The 16586-nt window shown below is 71.0% G+C and carries 11 protein-coding genes and 1 riboswitch; of the genes, 7 read left to right on the forward strand and 4 right to left on the reverse strand.

The annotated features are described in order from the left end of the window. A partial coding sequence (locus VFE05_10695; GenBank protein HET6230525.1) for a glycosyltransferase occupies positions 1 to 749 on the reverse strand: 749 nt, incomplete at its 3' end. Positions 750 to 1101: 352 nt separating this feature from the next. Continuing rightward, the gene (locus VFE05_10700) at positions 1102 to 2262 is read right to left on the reverse strand and encodes a hypothetical protein (GenBank protein ID HET6230526.1); all 1161 of its coding nucleotides are present in this window, start codon (positions 2260 to 2262) and stop codon (positions 1102 to 1104) included. Positions 2263 to 2279: 17 nt separating this feature from the next. Then, positions 2280 to 2373: riboswitch (cyclic di-GMP riboswitch) on the reverse strand. A 678-nt stretch (positions 2374 to 3051) separates the two neighbouring features. Here VFE05_10700 and VFE05_10705 point away from each other — a divergent pair. From VFE05_10705 to VFE05_10730, 6 genes are all read left to right on the forward strand, one after another. After that, positions 3052 to 4323, forward strand: a complete 1272-nt coding sequence (locus tag VFE05_10705; GenBank protein ID HET6230527.1) for a DUF3131 domain-containing protein — start codon at positions 3052 to 3054, stop codon at positions 4321 to 4323. Between the two features lie 513 nt (positions 4324 to 4836). Beyond that, on the forward strand, positions 4837 to 6351 hold the full coding sequence (locus VFE05_10710; protein ID HET6230528.1) for an ATPase domain-containing protein: 1515 nt from the start codon (positions 4837 to 4839) through the stop codon (positions 6349 to 6351). After that, positions 6348 to 8543, forward strand: coding sequence for a tetratricopeptide repeat protein (locus VFE05_10715; protein HET6230529.1), 2196 nt, complete (start codon positions 6348 to 6350; stop codon positions 8541 to 8543). The genes VFE05_10710 and VFE05_10715 overlap by 4 nt, the downstream gene beginning before the upstream one ends. Further along, a complete protein-coding gene (locus tag VFE05_10720; GenBank protein HET6230530.1) occupies positions 8540 to 9862 on the forward strand; it encodes a glycosyltransferase in 1323 nt (440 codons plus the stop codon). The genes VFE05_10715 and VFE05_10720 overlap by 4 nt, the downstream gene beginning before the upstream one ends. Beyond that, positions 9862 to 10059: a hypothetical protein gene (locus tag VFE05_10725; GenBank protein HET6230531.1), complete on the forward strand. Its 198-nt coding sequence runs from the start codon at positions 9862 to 9864 to the stop codon at positions 10057 to 10059. Before VFE05_10720 ends, VFE05_10725 begins: the two co-directional genes overlap by 1 nt. Further along, on the forward strand, positions 10059 to 11798 hold the full coding sequence (locus tag VFE05_10730; protein ID HET6230532.1) for a polysaccharide deacetylase family protein: 1740 nt from the start codon (positions 10059 to 10061) through the stop codon (positions 11796 to 11798). Before VFE05_10725 ends, VFE05_10730 begins: the two co-directional genes overlap by 1 nt. A 559-nt stretch (positions 11799 to 12357) precedes the next feature. Here the strand turns inward: VFE05_10730 and VFE05_10735 are convergent. Both VFE05_10735 and VFE05_10740 read right to left on the reverse strand, forming a co-directional pair. Next, the gene (locus VFE05_10735) at positions 12358 to 13203 is read right to left on the reverse strand and encodes a hypothetical protein (protein HET6230533.1); all 846 of its coding nucleotides are present in this window, start codon (positions 13201 to 13203) and stop codon (positions 12358 to 12360) included. 239 nt (positions 13204 to 13442) lie between these two features. Next, positions 13443 to 15182: a cellulase family glycosylhydrolase gene (locus tag VFE05_10740; GenBank protein ID HET6230534.1), complete on the reverse strand. Its 1740-nt coding sequence runs from the start codon at positions 15180 to 15182 to the stop codon at positions 13443 to 13445. Between the two features lie 256 nt (positions 15183 to 15438). Here VFE05_10740 and VFE05_10745 point away from each other — a divergent pair, with 256 nt between their 5' ends. Continuing rightward, the gene (locus VFE05_10745) at positions 15439 to 16548 is read left to right on the forward strand and encodes a radical SAM protein (protein ID HET6230535.1); all 1110 of its coding nucleotides are present in this window, start codon (positions 15439 to 15441) and stop codon (positions 16546 to 16548) included. Positions 16549 to 16586: the final 38 nt, after the last annotated feature.

The raw sequence follows: 16586 nt of genomic DNA on the forward strand, positions 1-16586 counted from the left end.
TCCTTGCCCGGCTGGATCACCCCGAAGAAGAGGCGCTGCTCCTCCCAGATGCGCTTGCCCGTCTCGTTGACGTTGTAGGTGAAGCTGTCGGTGTTGTAGAAGTCCTGCGGCGACTGCACGAAGCCCAGCTTGGGGTCTTCCACGAAGAAGCCCAGCAGCCGGTCCAGCATGTGGGGCAGCGGAACGTGGTCCGCGTCGAGCTGCAGGATGAAGTCGCCGCCGGTGACCTCGAGCGCGTTGTTGAGGTTGCCCGCCTTCGCGTGCTCGTTCCCCTCGCGCCGCACGTACCCGATGCCGAGCTGCTGGGCCATGGCGCGCACCTCCTCGCGCTTGCCGTCGTCCAGCAGGTACGTCTGGTGGGGATAGCGGATGGCGCGCGCGCCCACCGCCGTGCGGCGGATCACCTCCAGCGGCTCGTCGTAGCAGGTGATGAAGACGTCGGCCTTCAGGCCCGGCGGCGGCGGCACGGCCTTGCGGTGCCGCAGGCTCCACACCGAGTGCGTCATCACGAAGGCGGAGAGGAGGCCCCACGTCTCGGCCAGCGCCAGGGGGACGGAGAACCACAGCGCGTGCGTGTTGAGCGTGCTGGTCCACCGCCAGGCGATGTAGTAGGTCCAGTAGACGAGCGTCACCACCGCGATGGCGCGGATGCCCCACTCCTGCCAGGCGGGCAGCTGGGGGACCGCGTTCTCGGGGCGGCGCCGGAACGTCTTCACGCCCGACGTGTGCGGAGGGGCCTGCTCGGTCATCTCGGTTCGCCTCGGGCATCCGAGCCGCGCCCCGTGGGGGATCGCGCGGCCCTCTCGGCGGCTCCGCGTGTGCGGCGGAGGGGCCTTCTCGGTAGGTCCGTGGAGGGGCCCGAACGGGGCTCCCCGCTGTAACACTGCTGGGTAGCAGCGGTTGGCGGCCTCTGCCAGTTCCGTGCCGCATGCCGGGGAGCGTGCCGGGCCTCGCATCTGTCTAAGCCGTGCCCAGTTGCGCGGCAAACAAAATGGCGCCTTGGCAAACAAAAGAAGCCGCGCGACGGGCGTCGCGCGGCTTCCTACGGGCGGGGAGTGCGGGGAGCTGCGGGTCGGGTCTTCCGGCGGCGGGCGGGGAGCCTCAGCCGCCGGCGAGCAGCGTCGCGCTGGCGGCGACGGGTTGGAAGGCGGTCTGCACCGCCGCCGGCGCGAGGGCCGACTTGAAAGCGGCCAGAGAGGCGGCGCTGGAGTCGATGCGCCAGTCGGCTTCCTTGTTCGCGTTGAACCACACGGCGCCGATCACGGCGGGGTTGGCGAGCATCTTGGCGTACGCATCGGCGATCCACTGCGCCTTCTGCGTGGCCGTGCCCTCCTGCGTGGCGAACTCGCCGATGATGATGGGCTTGCCCGGGTAGCGCGCCGCCAGGTCCGAGAGCATGTGGTCGGCCGCGGCTCCGTCGGTCATCGTCCCGAAGTCCTGCCAGCTCCCGCCCCACACGCTGGGGCCGTTGAAGCCGTGGGCGCCCACGTAGTCGACGTAGCCGTTGCCCGGGTAGTAGTTGGCGTACCAGTTCCAGTGCGAGCTGCCCGTGGCGGCGTGCGTGAGCGGGTTGCCCACGTTGGGGTTGAACACCCAGCGCACGTTGGTGGCGCCCTCGCGGCGGAAGATGTCGACCATGTGGCGCCAGGCGGCGGCGTAGCGGGCCGGGGCCGCGGCGTCGTTGCCGTTCAGCGCGCCCTGCCAGGCGTACGCCCAGTTGCCGTTCATCTCCCAGCCCGGCTCCAGCATCACCGTCTGCCCGTACGCGGCCAGCTGGCGCGCCATGCGGGTGAGGGCCGCGTCGGCCTGTCCGGCGTTGATCGCGTCCAGCACGCCGCCCGCGGGGGCGCCCGTCCAGCGCACGTCGATGGCGAGGTAGTTGGTGGCGCCGGTCGCGCCCACCTTGCGGATGAGCTGCCCGCACCAGCCGGTGGCGGACCAGTCGCAGTCCAGCGTGTGGAACGACTTGACCAGCGACGGCGCCTTGCCGGACTTGGCCGCGAAGTCCGTGATCGCCGCCTGCACCAGCTCGGGCTTGGTGGCCGCGTCGCCCAGGTAGGCGCCCGCGTAGAACGGGCGGCTGGGCGCCGGCGCCGGGGTGGGCGAGGGCGCCGGGCCGGGCGCGGGCTGCTTCTTCTGCTCGGGCACGGTCTCGGAAGCCGGCGCGGTGGGCGACGTGGACGAGTCGCCGCAGGCCGCGGCGGCGATGCTGAGGGCGAAGAGTGCGGCGGGGACCAGCTTGGCGCGTAGGGAAGACTTCATCTGCTGCGACACCTCGCTTCGGCGGCTCGACTGGCGTGGCGGCGGGTGGACAGCCGCGGTAGCCTCGTAGCTTTGCGTCACCGGCTTTCGCCGGTTTTGCCGTTGTCGGGGGTGCTCGGGCGGGGAGCCCTGAGCGGAGCTGCTGCCCGCCCTTTTGCACGCGACGTTCCGGTATCCAAAGAATGATGTAAATCGTTGCAGATGTGGTGTTTGCGTCTCATTCCGCTGGGGGGGGCGTCCTCAGGGTGCTCGGGCGATTTGCGGGTCGCCTGGAATTTTGCAACGAAAACAGAAACATCGGTTCTCCTGGACTGACACAACGCGAAATCCATCAACGGATTGCACCTCTCCTGCATCTACCGAGAATCTCGGAATCGATCCCCGTCACACCTCATCGCCCGCGAGCGCCGAGATAGCGCCGGCCGGCGGGTGATCGGATTCTCGATGTGCACCATCGGCCGTGGGCGACTCGGGAGATGCTGATCGGCGGCGGGTGGTGGATCCGCAGCGAAGACATCCGCTGTTCACATCTACCGATTGCCGGCTGCGAGGCTTCGAGCCGTGATGGTGAACCGGGATCGGGACGGGAGATGCAGGGCAGGCGTAGATGGAAGGCGCCCACGGGAGATGCGGGGCCGGGCAGTGGGCGTAAACGGCTGGTCCGCACCTTGCTTCTGCGGCGCGCGGGTCGGATGGTCGCGGTCCGCGGTCTCTCCCCGAATGGAAAACCCGGCTCGAACCTTTCCTTCCGCGCAAATCGCGGAAGGCTACTCCGGATCGTGTGTGCGGATGAGAAAGCAGAGCTTGACCCTGGCGCTCGCGGCGTGCCTGGCCGCGGCACCCTCGCTGGCGGCGCAGTCGAACTCCGGGGCGTCGCGCCTGCCGCAGAGCGACGCCGGCCTGTACGGCGACGCCGCGCGCGTGGCCTGGACGTACGTGGAGAAGCAGACGCAGCCGGAGTCAGGCTTCGTCAACTCCGTGATCAACTACCCGTACGCGACGGTGTGGGACATCGGCAGCGGGATCGCGGCGCTGTACTGCGCGGGCGAGCTGGGGCTGGTGGACCGGACCGAGTACGACCGCCGCATGCGCCTGGTGCTCAAGACCCTGCGCGAGACGGGGATGTACGACAACGGCGGCTTCAACAAGAACTACTCGACCCGCACGGGCAAGATGGCCGGCCGCAACAACGCCGAGTCGTCGCAGGCCGACAAGGGCTACGGCTGGTCCGCGCTGGACACGGGGCGGCTGCTCACGTGGCTGCGCATCGTGGAGGTGAACCAGCCGCAGTACCGCGACGACGTAGAGGCCATCGTGCACCGGCTCGACTTCCGCCGCATGGTGGCCGACGGCTACCTGCGCGGCGAGGACGTGAGCCCCCGCGGCGGCCGGGCGCGGGCGTACCAGGAAGGCAAGCTGGGCTACGAGCAGTATTCCGCCACCGGCTACGCGCTGTGGGGCCAGCGGGCGGACCGCGCCCTGAGCCTGAGCGCCAACACGCGCCCCATCACGGTGATGGGCGTCCCGCTGGTCGCGGACAACCGCGGCGGGCGGCTCACCAGCGAGCCGTTCATCCTCATGGGCCTGGAGACGGGGTGGACGCCGGAGCAGCGCGAGCTCGCGTGGCGCGTGCTGGCGGCGCAGGAAGCGCGCTTCCGGCAGACGGGCACCGTAACCATCGTGAGCGAGGACGCGCTGAACCGGCCGCCGTACTTCCTCTACTACTCGGTGTGGTCCGACGGCCGCGAGTTCGCGGTAGAGCCGCCCGAGGGCGCGCCTCCCGGCGACACGCCGCGCACGGTGAGCACCAAGGCCGCGTTCGGCTGGCACGCGCTGCTCCCCAGCAGCTATACGCTGAAGGGCGTGCAGACGGTGGCGGCCGCGCGCACCTCCAACGGCTGGGGCGCCGGCGTGTTCGAGGCCGACGCGCGCATCTCCGGCGGCGAGAACGTGAACACCGCCGCCATCGTGCTGGAGTCCGCTCTGTACGTGAAGCGAGGCGGCCGCCCCCTCATCGAGCCCGTCGCACCGCCCGCCGCCCCTGCCGCTGCGGCCCGCTGATCGACCTTCCGGCCGGGGCTTCCGCTCCGGCCGGCTCCGCATCTCCCCTCCAACCGTCTCCACCCCATCTTCGCCTTCGCTGCAACCCTGTCGACGTTGCGCGATCCCGGCCGAACCATGCCTCACGCGGAGGCGCGGAGACCGCGGAGAACAACTCACTCTCCCGCCGTTCTCCGCGTCCTCCGCGCCTCCGCGTGAGACACATCCTTTTCCGACGCTCGACCGCGGCCGGCCCGATCCACGCTCCACTCGGTCCGGTGCCCGAGTCGGCGTGGAAGGCAAGTGGATGAGGAAATGAGCCGCACTCAGCGTGCTCCGCACACGTCGCCCGAGCGATCCCAAGCGGCGCCTGCAATCGGTTAGATGTCGTGGGGACAAGGGTTTTGCGCGGACAACATCTGGTCCTGATTTTGCGTTCGGCGTGTGACGAAGGAGCGTAGCAGATGCGGGGCCGATGGATGGCTCTGCCGGTCTGTCTGCGCTTTCGTGCACGCGCCACGCAGGGGGCGGGGAATGCTGTCGACGGGAATCGAAGCGCTGGACGCCCGGCTGGGCGGCCTGGTCACCGGCCGCTACTACCTGGTGAGCGGCGGCCCCGGTACCGGGAAGTCGTCGGTCGCGCTCCAGTTCGTGGGCGCGGGGCTGGAGGCGGGCGAGCGCTGCGCCATTCTCACGCAGGACGACCCCGAGGACCTGGTGGCCCAGGCGGAGTTCCTAGGCTACGACTTCCGCGCCGCCGCGCTCGACGACCGCCTCGTCATCCTCCAGTACCGCCTGGACTTCGCGCACAACTTCACCCGCGTCTCGGACCCGGACCGCATCGCCCGCGAGCTTCGGCAGATGGTGGGCGACGAGCCCGTGCACCGCTTCGTGGTCGACTCGCTGGTGCCCTTCGTGGACGGCGACGGCGGCGGGGGAGACACGGCGGGCGCGCTGGCGAACCTGCTGGAGACGGTGGGCGCCACCACGTACCTGACCGTGCCGGGAGATACGGGAGATGCGCACTACTGGCGCATCTACGACCGCGTGGTGACGGGCGCGGCGGGCATCTTCCACCTGGAGCGCACCGAGGGCCAGGCGCGCGAGCTGTCGCTGCGCAAGCTGCGCCAGGCCGCGGTGAGCGCGGAGCCGTTCCGCTTCACCCTCGCCGCGGGCGTGGGTATCGTGGAGCAGGCGCCGCCGAGCTCCAAGCGTGCCGACCTGCCGCCGGAGCTCCAGCGGCGGGTCGTGGTCCTCAACACCGCCGCGCGTCTGCCCGGCGAGCTCCAGGACGTGCTGGAGAGCGCGTACGACGTGCGGCTGTACAACACGGTGGAGAGCGCCTTCGCGGACCTGGCCACGGGCGGCTTCGGCGCGCTCGTGGTCGTCCTGGACCCGCGCGACCCGGACAGCGCGTTCTCGCTGGTCCGGCAGCTCCGCAAGCTGGGCAACGGCGCGCCCATCCTCTACGTCTCGTCCGCGCACGAGCTCCGCAGCAGCACGCGTTCGCGCGGCCTGCGCGTCGGCGGCGACGACTTCGTGACCGACGACCTGGACCCGCGCGAGTTCCTGGAGCGGGTAGAGGTCGCCCGCGCCCGCGGCCACCGTCACGGCGCCGCACCGGTGGGCGCCGAGAGCATCGTGCTCCAGCCCACCGACGACGACGGCCGCCCCCTGCCGGTGGAGGAGGCGGAGCTGCGCCGCGCCGTGCGGCACCAGGTGGAGCACGCGCCCCATCCGTTCTTCGCGCTCGTCTCCCTCCGTCCCGCCAAGCGCGAGCTGGACCGCACGTGGCGGGTGCTGTGCGAGCAGCTCCGGGTGCGCGAGGGCGACCTGGTCGCGAAGACGGAAGACGGGCGCGTCTCCGTGTACCTGCACGACATCAACCGGAGGCACGTGAAGGAGCTGCTGGCGCGCATCATGGCCAGCCAGCCGGGACTGAAGGGCGCGGAGGACCCCGAGCTGTACAGCTATCCGGTCGACCGCGCGGAGATCGAGCACTGGCTGGCGCGCGACGGTGCGCCCGAGCTCGCGGCGAGCCGCGCATGACCGCGCCCACGCGGCGGGGATACGGCCTGCGCCTGGCGGCGTACGTCGCGGCGCTCTTCCTGGTGGGGGGCACCGCGGTCGCCGTGCTGCTGCGAACCAAGCCCGCGTTCCAGGTGGTCGTCTTCGGCACCGCGCGGGCCGACGCGGGCGCCGTCTCCGCCGCGGAGATCCGGCCCGCGGGGTGGCTGGGGATGCGCTGGGGGAAGATGGGCTCCCTGCTCACGGGCGAGCTCCTGGCGGGGCAGCCCGGGACGCCCTATCCGGGGTGGACGGAGGCCGGGCTGAACGTGGCGGACAGCCGCACGCTGGGCGAAGCGCGCCGCCTCTCCGGCGAGCAGGACTGGACGGGCGCGCTGGCCGCGTACGACCGTCTCCTTGCCGCGAACCCCGCCAACGACGTGATCGCCGTCGAGCGGGCGCGCGTGCTCTCGTGGTCCGGCGACAACGCCGCCGCGGGCGCCGCGCTCGCCGTCGTCTCCACGCGTAGGCCGTCGGACGAGGCGCTGCGGCTGGAGGCGGCGCGCTACTACTGGTGGGCGGCCAAGGCGGAAGAGGCGGATTCGCTCACGGGCGAGGCGCTGGCGCTGCGCCCGGACGACCGCGCGGCGGACTCGCTCCGCAACGTGGTCCGCTCGTCGTCGTCCCCCTCGATCTCGACGGCGCGGCGCTGGCTGCGGCAGCGGAACGGGCCGGTGGAGAACCTCCAGCTCGCCCGCGCCCTGGCGCGCGAGAAGGAATACGCGGACGCGCTTCCGCACTACCGCGCCGCCATCGCCCGCCGTGCATCTCCCGACTCCGTCGTGCTGGAGTACGCTGGCACCGCGCTCGCCGCGGACTCGCCGACCGTGGCCGCGTCGGCCTTCCGCACGTACCTGCGCGACCACCCGCGCGACCGCGAGACGCGTATCGCCCTCGCCCGCGCGCTGTCTTGGGCGAAGGACTACGATGCGGCGCTTCCCGTCTACGCCGACTTGCTGGACGGACGCGACGACGCCGCGCTGCGCTACGAGCTCGCCGAGGCGCAGGCGTGGAGCGGCCACGAGACCGAGGCCATCGCCTCCCTGCGCCGCATCGTTTCCACCGACACGGCGAACGCGAACGCGTGGAGGCTGCTGGGCGACCTCTCCCGCTGGCACGGCGAGTGGGCGGGCGCGCAGGAGGGCTACCGCCACGCCGCCGCGCTGGACCCGCAGATGGACGGCATCTGGACCGCGCTGGCCGAGGTGGGCCGCGAGCGCGAGGCGGCCCGCATCGCGATGCTGCCGCCGCGAGTCGAGGAAGGCCGCGTGGAGGTGGAGTCGTTCGGCGACACGCAGGGCTTCCGCAACACCGTCGCCCGCGGGGTGCGCACGTGGCAGCCCGCGTGGGGCACGGTGGAGGTCGCCGTGGAGCGCCAGCAGGTCTCCGGCGACGTGCCGAACACGTGGGAAGGCGACGCCTCCGGATACGCGATCTCCGCCCATGCCGAGCGCGAGCTGCGGCCCGGGCTCACCGCCGGCGCGTCCGCCGGGGCGAGCGAGTACCCGGACCAGGGGCTGGTGCCCACCTGGGGCGCGGACGTCTCCATCGGCCGGCGCGACGGCGTGGGCTTGTCGGTCGAGTACGTGCGCCAGCCCGCCTTCCGCCGCGTATCTACCATGGCGTCGCTCGACGCGGAGGGCACGTCTGACCTGCTGCGCGCGAGCGGCTACCGGCCGCTGGGGCGCTGGTCGGCCTGGTCGCAGGCCGAGGTGGAGCGGCTGCACGCGAAGCTGGGGACCACGGGCCGCCTGGGCGCCTCGCTCGGCCTCTCCCGCCAGGTGACGAAGGAGGTAGGCGTCGCCTTCGCCGCCACCGCGATCGCGGCGCGGGGAGATGCGCCTGCGCTGCCCGGCGGGCCCGCGCTGTGGTGGGTGCCGGAGTACTACGTGGAGCCCTCCGTCCGCGTCTCGTACGGCCGCTCGCTGGGCCGGCGCTGGATCGTGGGCGGCAGCGCGGCCCCGGGCCTGGCGTTCGTGCGCGAGCGGCAGGGGGCGCTTCGGCGCTTCCCGTCGTCCACCTTCCCCACGGTGGACGTGGGCCTGAACGCCCGGTACACGTACGGGCGGTGGAGCGTGGGCGGGGCGGGGAGCTGGAACGGCGCCGTGGGCTCCGGCTACCGCTCCGCCGCCATCCAGCTCAGCGGCGGCTACGTGGTGCAGGTGAAGCGGTGAGCACGCGCCGCTACCCCGCCGTGGTCGTCAGCAGCCTCATCGTGCTGGCGGTGGTGTCGCTGACCATCGTGGCGGTGCTCTTCGCGTTCACCGCGCCGCCCGCCATGCAGGGGGGGATGATCCGCGCCACCTCGGTGCTGCTCATCCTCTTCATGGTCGTGCTGGTCGTCCGCTACCTCTCGCTCCTCTGGCTGGGCTACCTCCACCACCTCAAGGACAGCCGCGCGCACGACGAGGACGACGGCTCGTTCACGCCGCCGGTCAGCATCATCGTCCCGGCGTACAACGAGGGGCCCAACATCGCCTCGTCCATCCGCTCGCTGCTGGGGCAGGAGTACCCGCGCTTCGAGGTGCTGGTGGTGGACGACGGCAGCACCGACGACACCTTCGCCCGCGCGTCGGAGTTCACGGGCCGCAACGGCGGCATCTCCGTGCGCGTGGTCAGCAAGGGCAACTCGGGGAAGGCGGGCGCGCTGAACGCCGGGCTGCGGCTGGCGCGCTACCCGTTCGTGCTGTGCATGGACGGCGACTCGCGCCTCTCGCGCGACACCCTGCGGCGCGCGATACGGCACTTCCGCGACCCCGACGTGGCGGCGGTGGCGGGCAACGTGAAGGTGGTCAACCGCGGCAGCTTCTGGTCCAAGCTCCAGGCGCTGGAGTACATCGAAGGGCTGAACATGGCGCGGCGGGCGCAGGGCTTCATGCGCGCCGTGAACATCATCCCCGGCCCCATCGGCGTCTTCCGGCGCGACGCCGTGCTCCGCCTGGGCGGCTACGACACCGACACGTTCGCGGAAGATGCGGACCTCACGCTCAAGATCCTGGCGCAGGGCTGGCGCGTGGAGTACGAGGACCGCGCCATCGCGTACACCGAGGCGCCCGAGGACCTGGGCTCGCTCATCAAGCAGCGCTACCGGTGGACGCGCGGCATCTTGCAGGCGCTGCTCAAGCGCCGCTCGGTGCTCACCTCGCCGCAGAGCTTCTCCACCTGGCTGTCGGTGGTGATGATGCTGTTCGAGTCGATCCTGTGGCCCATCATGAACGTGGTGGGCAGCCTCTTCTTCGTGACCGTGGCCGTGGCCTTCGGCGCCAGCGCGTACCTGATCGGGTGGTGGGCGCTGCTCACCGTGCTGGACATCGCGGCCGCGCTGCACACCGTGGCGATGGAGGAGGAGGACCTGAGCCTGGTCCCCCTGGCCGTCGTCTACCGCTTCTTCTTCATCCTGCTGATCGACGTCACCAAGCTCTTCGCCACGGCGGAAGAGTTCATGGACGTGGAGATGACGTGGGGCAAACTGGAACGCCTGGGGAGGATCTGATGGACCTGATTCAACTGGTCGTGATCGCGATGGTGCTCGTCATCCTGGCCACCATCACCCTGGCCGCCGTGAGCTACGGCGCCTTCAAGGTGCGCGAGCGCAAGGTGCCCAGCCTGGCCGGCGGCGAGCACGACGCCGGGCCGTTCTTCTTCGAGCGCGTGCGCTTCGCCGCGCGGGACGCGGGCTCCGACCGCTGATGTCGCGCAGCGGCGCCCGCGCCAAGGTCGCGGTCTTCCTCGCCTGCACCGCCGTGCTCCTGGCCGGCGGCGGCCTCTTCGTGTGGCGCTCGCTCGCCAGCGCGGCCGAGGCGTCCATCGGCGAGAACAGCGGGGGATATGAGGCGCCGGGCAACATCCCCAGCAGCCTCCCGCCCGCGTCGCTCGCCGGCGTGCGCGTGGCCATGATCGCCGAGCCGCAGAACGGCACCTTCGGCGAGGCGGGCTTCTACGGGCGCGAGGTGGGCCGCTGGCGCGACTGGCTTGCCCAACTTGGCGCGCAGTCCGTCTCTCCGGCGAATGCGGACGTGCTCGTGCTGCCGCAGGCGCTGTGCATGGGGCCGGAACTGCGCGCGCTGGTCGCCAAGCACCTCGCGGCGGGGAAGGGCATCGTCGCGAACGGCCCCATGGGCTCGCGCAACGGGCTCTGCCACCCGCTGCCGGACACCCTGCTCGTGTCCCTCGTGGGCGGTCGCGGCTCCGTCTCCCGCTTCGAGCCGTACCACGACAACTCGTACTACGCGGTGGTGCTGGGCGAGACGGCGCTGGGCGCGGGCGTGCCGCCGGGGGCGCGCATCGAGCTGATGCCCGCCAACCAGCTCGTCTTCCGCGGCGCCGACCGCTCGGTCTACTATGCCAACTACCGCCGCACGCCGGTGGGGATGGGGAAGCAGCCGTACTTCGACGGCGCCATCGCACGGGCGCGCGTCGGGCCCGGGCGGGTGGCCGCGTTCGGGTTCGAGCTGGCGCACGTCGTCCCGGGCTGGAGCGAGTGGGTCACGCGCAACGTGGTCGCCAACGCGGTGACGTGGGCGGCGGGCCGGCCGGTGGTACAGATCGCCCCCTGGCCGGAGGGCAAGCACGCCGCCGCGGTGGTCGCGCAGGACGTGGAGGCCGACTTCCGCAACGCGGGCGGCGCAGTGGACCTGCTGGAGCGCGAGAAGGTCCCCGCCACCTTCTTCGTGGTGGGCCGCCTGGCCGAGCAGAGCCCGTGGACCATGCGGCGCCTGGTGAGCTACGGCGAGGTGGGCAGCCACACGTACGACCACCGCTCGGTCGAGAGGCTGAGCGAGGCCCAGTCCGAGGCCACCCTGCGCCAGGCGCAGTCCGCCACGGCCGAGCTGAGCGGCCGGCCCGTCACGGGCTTCCGGCCGCCGGAGGAGAAGTACTCGCTCGCCACCCTCCAAGCTTGGGCGCGGCTGGGCGGGCGCTACGTCTTCACCTCCAACAACAGCCGCGCCGCCGGGCCGGAGATCGTGCCCTTGGGCCGCGACACGCTCGTCCTTCTCTCTCGCGTGGTGGACGACGACTTCGAGGTGCTGGACCGCTCGTCCGTGCGCGACCGCGGCGTCATGGCGCGCCACATGGTGAGGCAGCTCGACGAGGTGATCGCCCTGCGCGGCGTGTACATGTTCAGCTACCACTCGCACATGTTCGCGCGCGACGACCTGCTGCCGGTGCTGGGCGCCCTGGTCGGGACGCTCAAGTCCACGCCGGGCGTGTGGATCGCGCAGGCGGGCGACGTGGCGGAATGGTGGCGCCAGCGCGGCCAGGTCCACGTCACCACCTCGGCGGACGGGCGCACCGTCGACGTCTGGAACGAGAGCGCATCTCCTTTCCGCCGGGGCGTGCTGCTCGTGGATCTCCCGTCGGGAGAGCAGAAGCGCCTCGCCGTCCCGCAGATCGCTCGCGGTGCCCATCTCCACGTCCCGGTCCAGTAGCCGGTTCCCGTTGGAGCGGCGAAAGACTGCCGGCGTGATTCGGATGGGATGATCGCGGCGGGCCGCTCCGGAGACGGGCGGCGATACAGCCTGCCGCCCGTCTCCTCCGCGGGGTCGGTGAGCCTCCTCCTCCGGCGGGCGATACTGCCTGCCCGCCTCCGTCCGGGGTCACACCGCCCGCGGCGTGAGCCAGCCGAAACCGCCCGGCAGTCTCCCGCCGCACATCATCGTTCGGATACGACGAACGGCAACAACAAAAGACCGCGACCGCCTTCCCGGCGCGCCGCGGCCTTCTCGTCCTCGTCCAATCATCTGCTCCACCCCTCCGCCTCTGTGCTCCATCCGCCGGGTGCCGCCCCTCTTGCGCGTCATCCGCTTCCTGGCCTCGACCTCTCCCGAAACGCCGACGATCTCCCTCGGTGTAGGGCACACGGACCTGCGTGTCCGCCCATCTCTCTGCGACGACAACCCATCGCACCGCCGGCCGCTTCTCGCCGCCCTCACCATCACGCGGCCATCCACCCGACCTTCGCTGCTCGTCCGGCGTGTTGCGGAGACGCTACTGCCGCGCCTGCTGGTAGATCACCGTGTAAGCACGAATGCGCTCCAGGTAATCCTTGGCCTCGGGATTGACGTGCTCCGGCCAGCGCGGCCCGTAGACCTTCACGGAGTCTGCCACCTGCTCGTAGCCCGCGTTGTAGCTCACCGTCACCAGGTCGAGCAGCTGCGAGTCCGATAGCGGCGCCCCGCCGTTGATGCGCGAGCGCGCCAGACTGCCGTATCTCCCCGGCCACTCGTCCAGCGTCCACACGTCTTCCAGCATCCGCAGCCAGATCAGCGCGGCGCGCACGGCCGGAAGTGGCGAGAACAGGTACTCGTTCGCCCCCGTCACCGCGCCGCTGGCGATCAAGCGTTGCGTCCGTGCGCGGGTCGCGAGCGTGTCGTGCACGGCGGGGTGGCGCGGCCACGACTCCACCTCCGCGCGCGCCCACTGCCAGCGCGGCGAGTCGTGCACCACGTCCAGCATCTCGCGGTCGGCCACGGCGGTGATCTGCGGGAGGCCGTTCGCCGGCGCATTGCTCAGCGCGTATGCCTCGAACCCGCTCTCCTTCGTCAGCAGCGCCGCCGCGAAGTTCGGGTTGATGCGTATCTCCGGCTGCGCCGCCCACCGCTCCAGCGACGGCGCCACGTCCCGCCAGAACCGCTCGTACGCCGCCGCCGAGTCCACGCGCGGACCCGCGCCGACGTTCACCAGCATCTCCCGCCGCGGATGCCCCAGCGCCAGCCCATCCACCGCCTTGAAGTGCGGCACGTCCATCCGCACCGGAGCCATCTCGGCGCCCCCCTGCTGCGACGCCGCGGATACGGTCGCGCAGCCGCCGAGCAGCACCACCACCGCTGCCATCGCCGAAGCTCGCGCCACGGATCGTGAGGCGATCCAAGCTCTGATCATCATCTCATCCGCAGATGTGAAACCAGCTTCGATAGCAGAGAAGGCTCAGCGCCGCTCTGCATCTACCGAATCCTTTTCCAACATCTCCCCTCGTCCGCCGCGCATCTCCCGATTTGGCGATGTCGTGACGTGAAACGACGGAGGGCTCCACCCGCATGGATGGAGCCCTCCGTCTTCACGGGCGCCGCGGCTCAGTAGCGCGCGTAGTGGCTCTTCACCACCGCGCCGACCGGGGTCGGCGTGCCGCTCCAGTCGTTGAGCAACGCCGCGAAGGTGCAGATCAGCTGGTCACGCCCCGCGTAGTCCGACGGTGGCGCGTACCAGGCCCACGCGATGATCGAGATGTTCTTCCGGTCGGCGTAGTCCATCACCGCGTTGTAGTACGGCACCCCGCAGTTCATCGTCCCGAACTCGCCGATCATCACCGGCGCGGTGGCCGCCAGGTAGCCGAAGCCCGCGTCCCACGCGCCCGGCTGCTTCTCCGGCCAGTCGTACACGTGCGTGCCGTACACGATGTTGTAGCCGGTGAGCATGTGGCTCTTCACGCCCGACAGGTCGTAGCCCCAGTTCAGCCCGTTCGCGATCACGATGTTCTCCGCGCCGGTGCCGCGGATGGCGTCGTACAGCTGCTGGTAGCCCACGCCCTGGTAGCTGCCGCTGGTGTCCTGCACGAAGGCACCGTTGCGCCACGCATCCCACGACACGTCGTGCGGCTCGTTGTACATCTCGAACATCACGTTGCCGTCGTCCTTGTACCGCGCCGCGACCTCCTTCCAGAAGGGCACCGCGTGGTTCGCGTCGGGCAGCGGCTCCAGCGTGTACGCCTTGCGGTTGGGGTTGCCCTGGTCGCTGAAGTGCATGTCCAGGATCACCGCCAGCCCCGCCTCTTCGGCCCGGTGCACGGTGGAGTCCACTAGCGCGCGGTACTCCGGGTCGTAGTTCGCCGCCGTGGAAAGCCAGAACGAGGGGTTGATGGGGATGCGCACCGAGTTCGCGTGCCAGCTCTTGATCCCGCGGAAGTCCTCGCGCGAGAGCTGCGGGTCGATCAGGCGGTCGTCGCCGCGGTGCCACGACTCCAGGAACGGCCGCGCGATGCCCACGAACCGCGTCGGCTGGCAGCTCGCCGAGTAGATCTGGTTGCCCACCACCGCGAAGCCCTTCGGCGGCGCTTGCGCCGTGGTCGCCGTGAACGACACGGTGGAAGGGGCCTGGCTGTGGATCGCCGCCTCGACCGTGTTCGTGCCCGCCGTGGACCCCAGCGCCAGCGAGGTCTGCGCCATCCCCTGCGCATCCGTCGTCACCTTGCGCGAGCCCAGCGTGGCGCTGCCCGTCTTCAGCGCGAAGTAGACCGGCGCGCCCGCCACTGGGGCGCCGCCCGCGTCGTTCACCTTCACCGTGAGCGGAGTGGCCAGGCTGCAGCCGGGCGGCATGCCCTGCGCGTCGCCGGAGACCATCGTCACCTTCGCCTCGGTGCCCCACTTCGCCGTCGCGCTGAACGTGACCGGCGTCATGCTGCGCCCGCTCACCGCGGCGCTCGCCGAGTAGGTGCCCGGCTGCGCGCCCAGCGTCCACGCCGCGCGCGCCACGCCCTGCGCGTCCGTCGTCGCCGTGCCGGGAGATGCCGTTCCGCCCGTCGCCGTGAACGTCACCGGCACCCCGGACATGGCCGCGCCCGTCTGGTCCAGCACCTTCACCGCCAGGCTGTCGTCCACCGCGTAGCCGGGAGCCCCCTGCACGGTGGTGAACGAGACCGCCACGATGGACGTGGCCGTGGGTCCGGTGCCGGGGTCCACCGGGCCAGGGTTGCCGCCGCCTCCGCCGTCCCCGCCCGAGCAGGCGGCGAGGAACGCGCAGCCCAGGGCGGAGAAGGCCAGACCCTGGAGAGTAGAACGCGTGTTTACGCGGCGTGGGACAGCCGGATGGCGCGACATGGCAGCCGTTGCGGTGTAGATACTTGCGGCCCGTTTCCCGTTCGCCGGCCGCGGCGTTCCGCGAAGGCGGGTTCGCGCATTCCGCGCCGACCCGGCCGGCCAGCCCAGGGGCAATCGCCGTGCCACCTCACTACGTAGCAGCTCTGCGCGTAAGTGCAAGCTGCCGCACGCAAAAGCGCCGTGTGGCGGGCGCGCGAGGAGCAACGTTATCTTTCCGCCGGGCCAGCAGGAGAACGCAACGAGAGAGGGAGGGCACGTGCCCAGTGACGAGGCAGGGACGCGCGAGGCGATCGGCGAGATCGGCGTTCGCGTGGAGCGCGGTGAGCGCATCACCACCGCCGACACGGCGGTGCTGTGGGAGCACGCCACCGACGACGAGCTGAAGCGGATGGCGGGAGCGGTGCGGGCGCGCTTCCACGCGCCGCGCCGCGCCACCTACATGGTGATGCGCATCATCAACTACACGAACGTCTGCGTGGCGCAGTGCGACTACTGCGCCTTCTACGTGCTGCCCAACCGCGAAGGCGGCTACGTGCTGACGCGGGAAGACGTCTTCGCCAAGATCGACGACCTGCTGGAGGCGGGCGGCGACCTGGCGGCGTTCAACGGCGGCTTCAACCCCAAGCTGCCGCTGCACTACTACTGCGACCTGTTCGCCGCCGTCCGCGAGCGATACGGCGACCGGGTGGAGTTCTACGCGCTGACCATCGCCGAGTTCATGTACCTGGCCGACCGCGCGAACCTCTCGCACGCAGAGACGGCGGCTCGCCTGCGCGATTCTGGCGTGCACTGGATCACCGGCGGCGGGTCCGAGATCCTCACCGAGGACTTCCGCAAGCGCCACGCGAAGTTCAAGTACACGGTCGCCGAGTACTTCCAGGCCCAGCGCGCCATCGTAGAGACCGGCCTGCGGACGACGGCGACGATGGTGATCGGCTTCGACGAGACGCTGGACGAACGCCTGGAGCACCTCCAGCGCACCCGCGACTTCCAGGACGAGTGCCTGGCGGATGGGATGGACGGCCTCTTCTCCTTCCTCTGCTGGACGTACAAGCCGTACGGGACGGAATTCGCCGGCCGCGAGATCTCGCCGCGCGAGTATCACCGCCACCTGGCTCTGTCGCGCATCTTCCTGGACAACGTGAAGCACGTTCGCACGTCGGTGCTCACGCTGAACGAGAACGCCTTCCGCGGATTGGAGTTCGGCGCGGACGACTTCGACCTGCCCATCGAGGACGAGGTGACGCAGAAAGCCGGCGCGACCATCGACCGCAACCTGGACCGGCTGCTCGCAATTCCCCGCGCGCTCGGCTACGAGGTCGAGTACCGCCACGCCGAGCGCCCGCCCGTGGCGGCCCCCGCTTGAGCTTCAAGGACGCCATCCTGGACCTCTTCGGCTTCCTC

It is taken from the genome of Longimicrobiaceae bacterium (genome assembly GCA_035696245.1).
Classification (GTDB): Bacteria; Gemmatimonadota; Gemmatimonadetes; order Longimicrobiales; family Longimicrobiaceae; genus DASRQW01.

What these genes read in the sequence shown, in the direction of transcription:
- VFE05_10700 (HET6230526.1), bottom strand. Translation starts at nt 2,262, where the DNA reads ATGAAGTCTTCCCTACGCGCCAAGCTGGTCCCCGCCGCACTCTTCGCC.
- VFE05_10705 (HET6230527.1), top strand. Translation starts at nt 3,052, where the DNA reads ATGAGAAAGCAGAGCTTGACCCTGGCGCTCGCGGCGTGCCTGGCCGCG.
- VFE05_10710 (HET6230528.1), top strand. Translation starts at nt 4,837, where the DNA reads ATGCTGTCGACGGGAATCGAAGCGCTGGACGCCCGGCTGGGCGGCCTG.
- VFE05_10715 (HET6230529.1), top strand. Translation starts at nt 6,348, where the DNA reads ATGACCGCGCCCACGCGGCGGGGATACGGCCTGCGCCTGGCGGCGTAC.
- VFE05_10725 (HET6230531.1), top strand. Translation starts at nt 9,862, where the DNA reads ATGGACCTGATTCAACTGGTCGTGATCGCGATGGTGCTCGTCATCCTG.
- VFE05_10730 (HET6230532.1), top strand. Translation starts at nt 10,059, where the DNA reads ATGTCGCGCAGCGGCGCCCGCGCCAAGGTCGCGGTCTTCCTCGCCTGC.
- VFE05_10735 (HET6230533.1), bottom strand. Translation starts at nt 13,203, where the DNA reads ATGGCAGCGGTGGTGGTGCTGCTCGGCGGCTGCGCGACCGTATCCGCG.
- VFE05_10740 (HET6230534.1), bottom strand. Translation starts at nt 15,182, where the DNA reads ATGTCGCGCCATCCGGCTGTCCCACGCCGCGTAAACACGCGTTCTACT.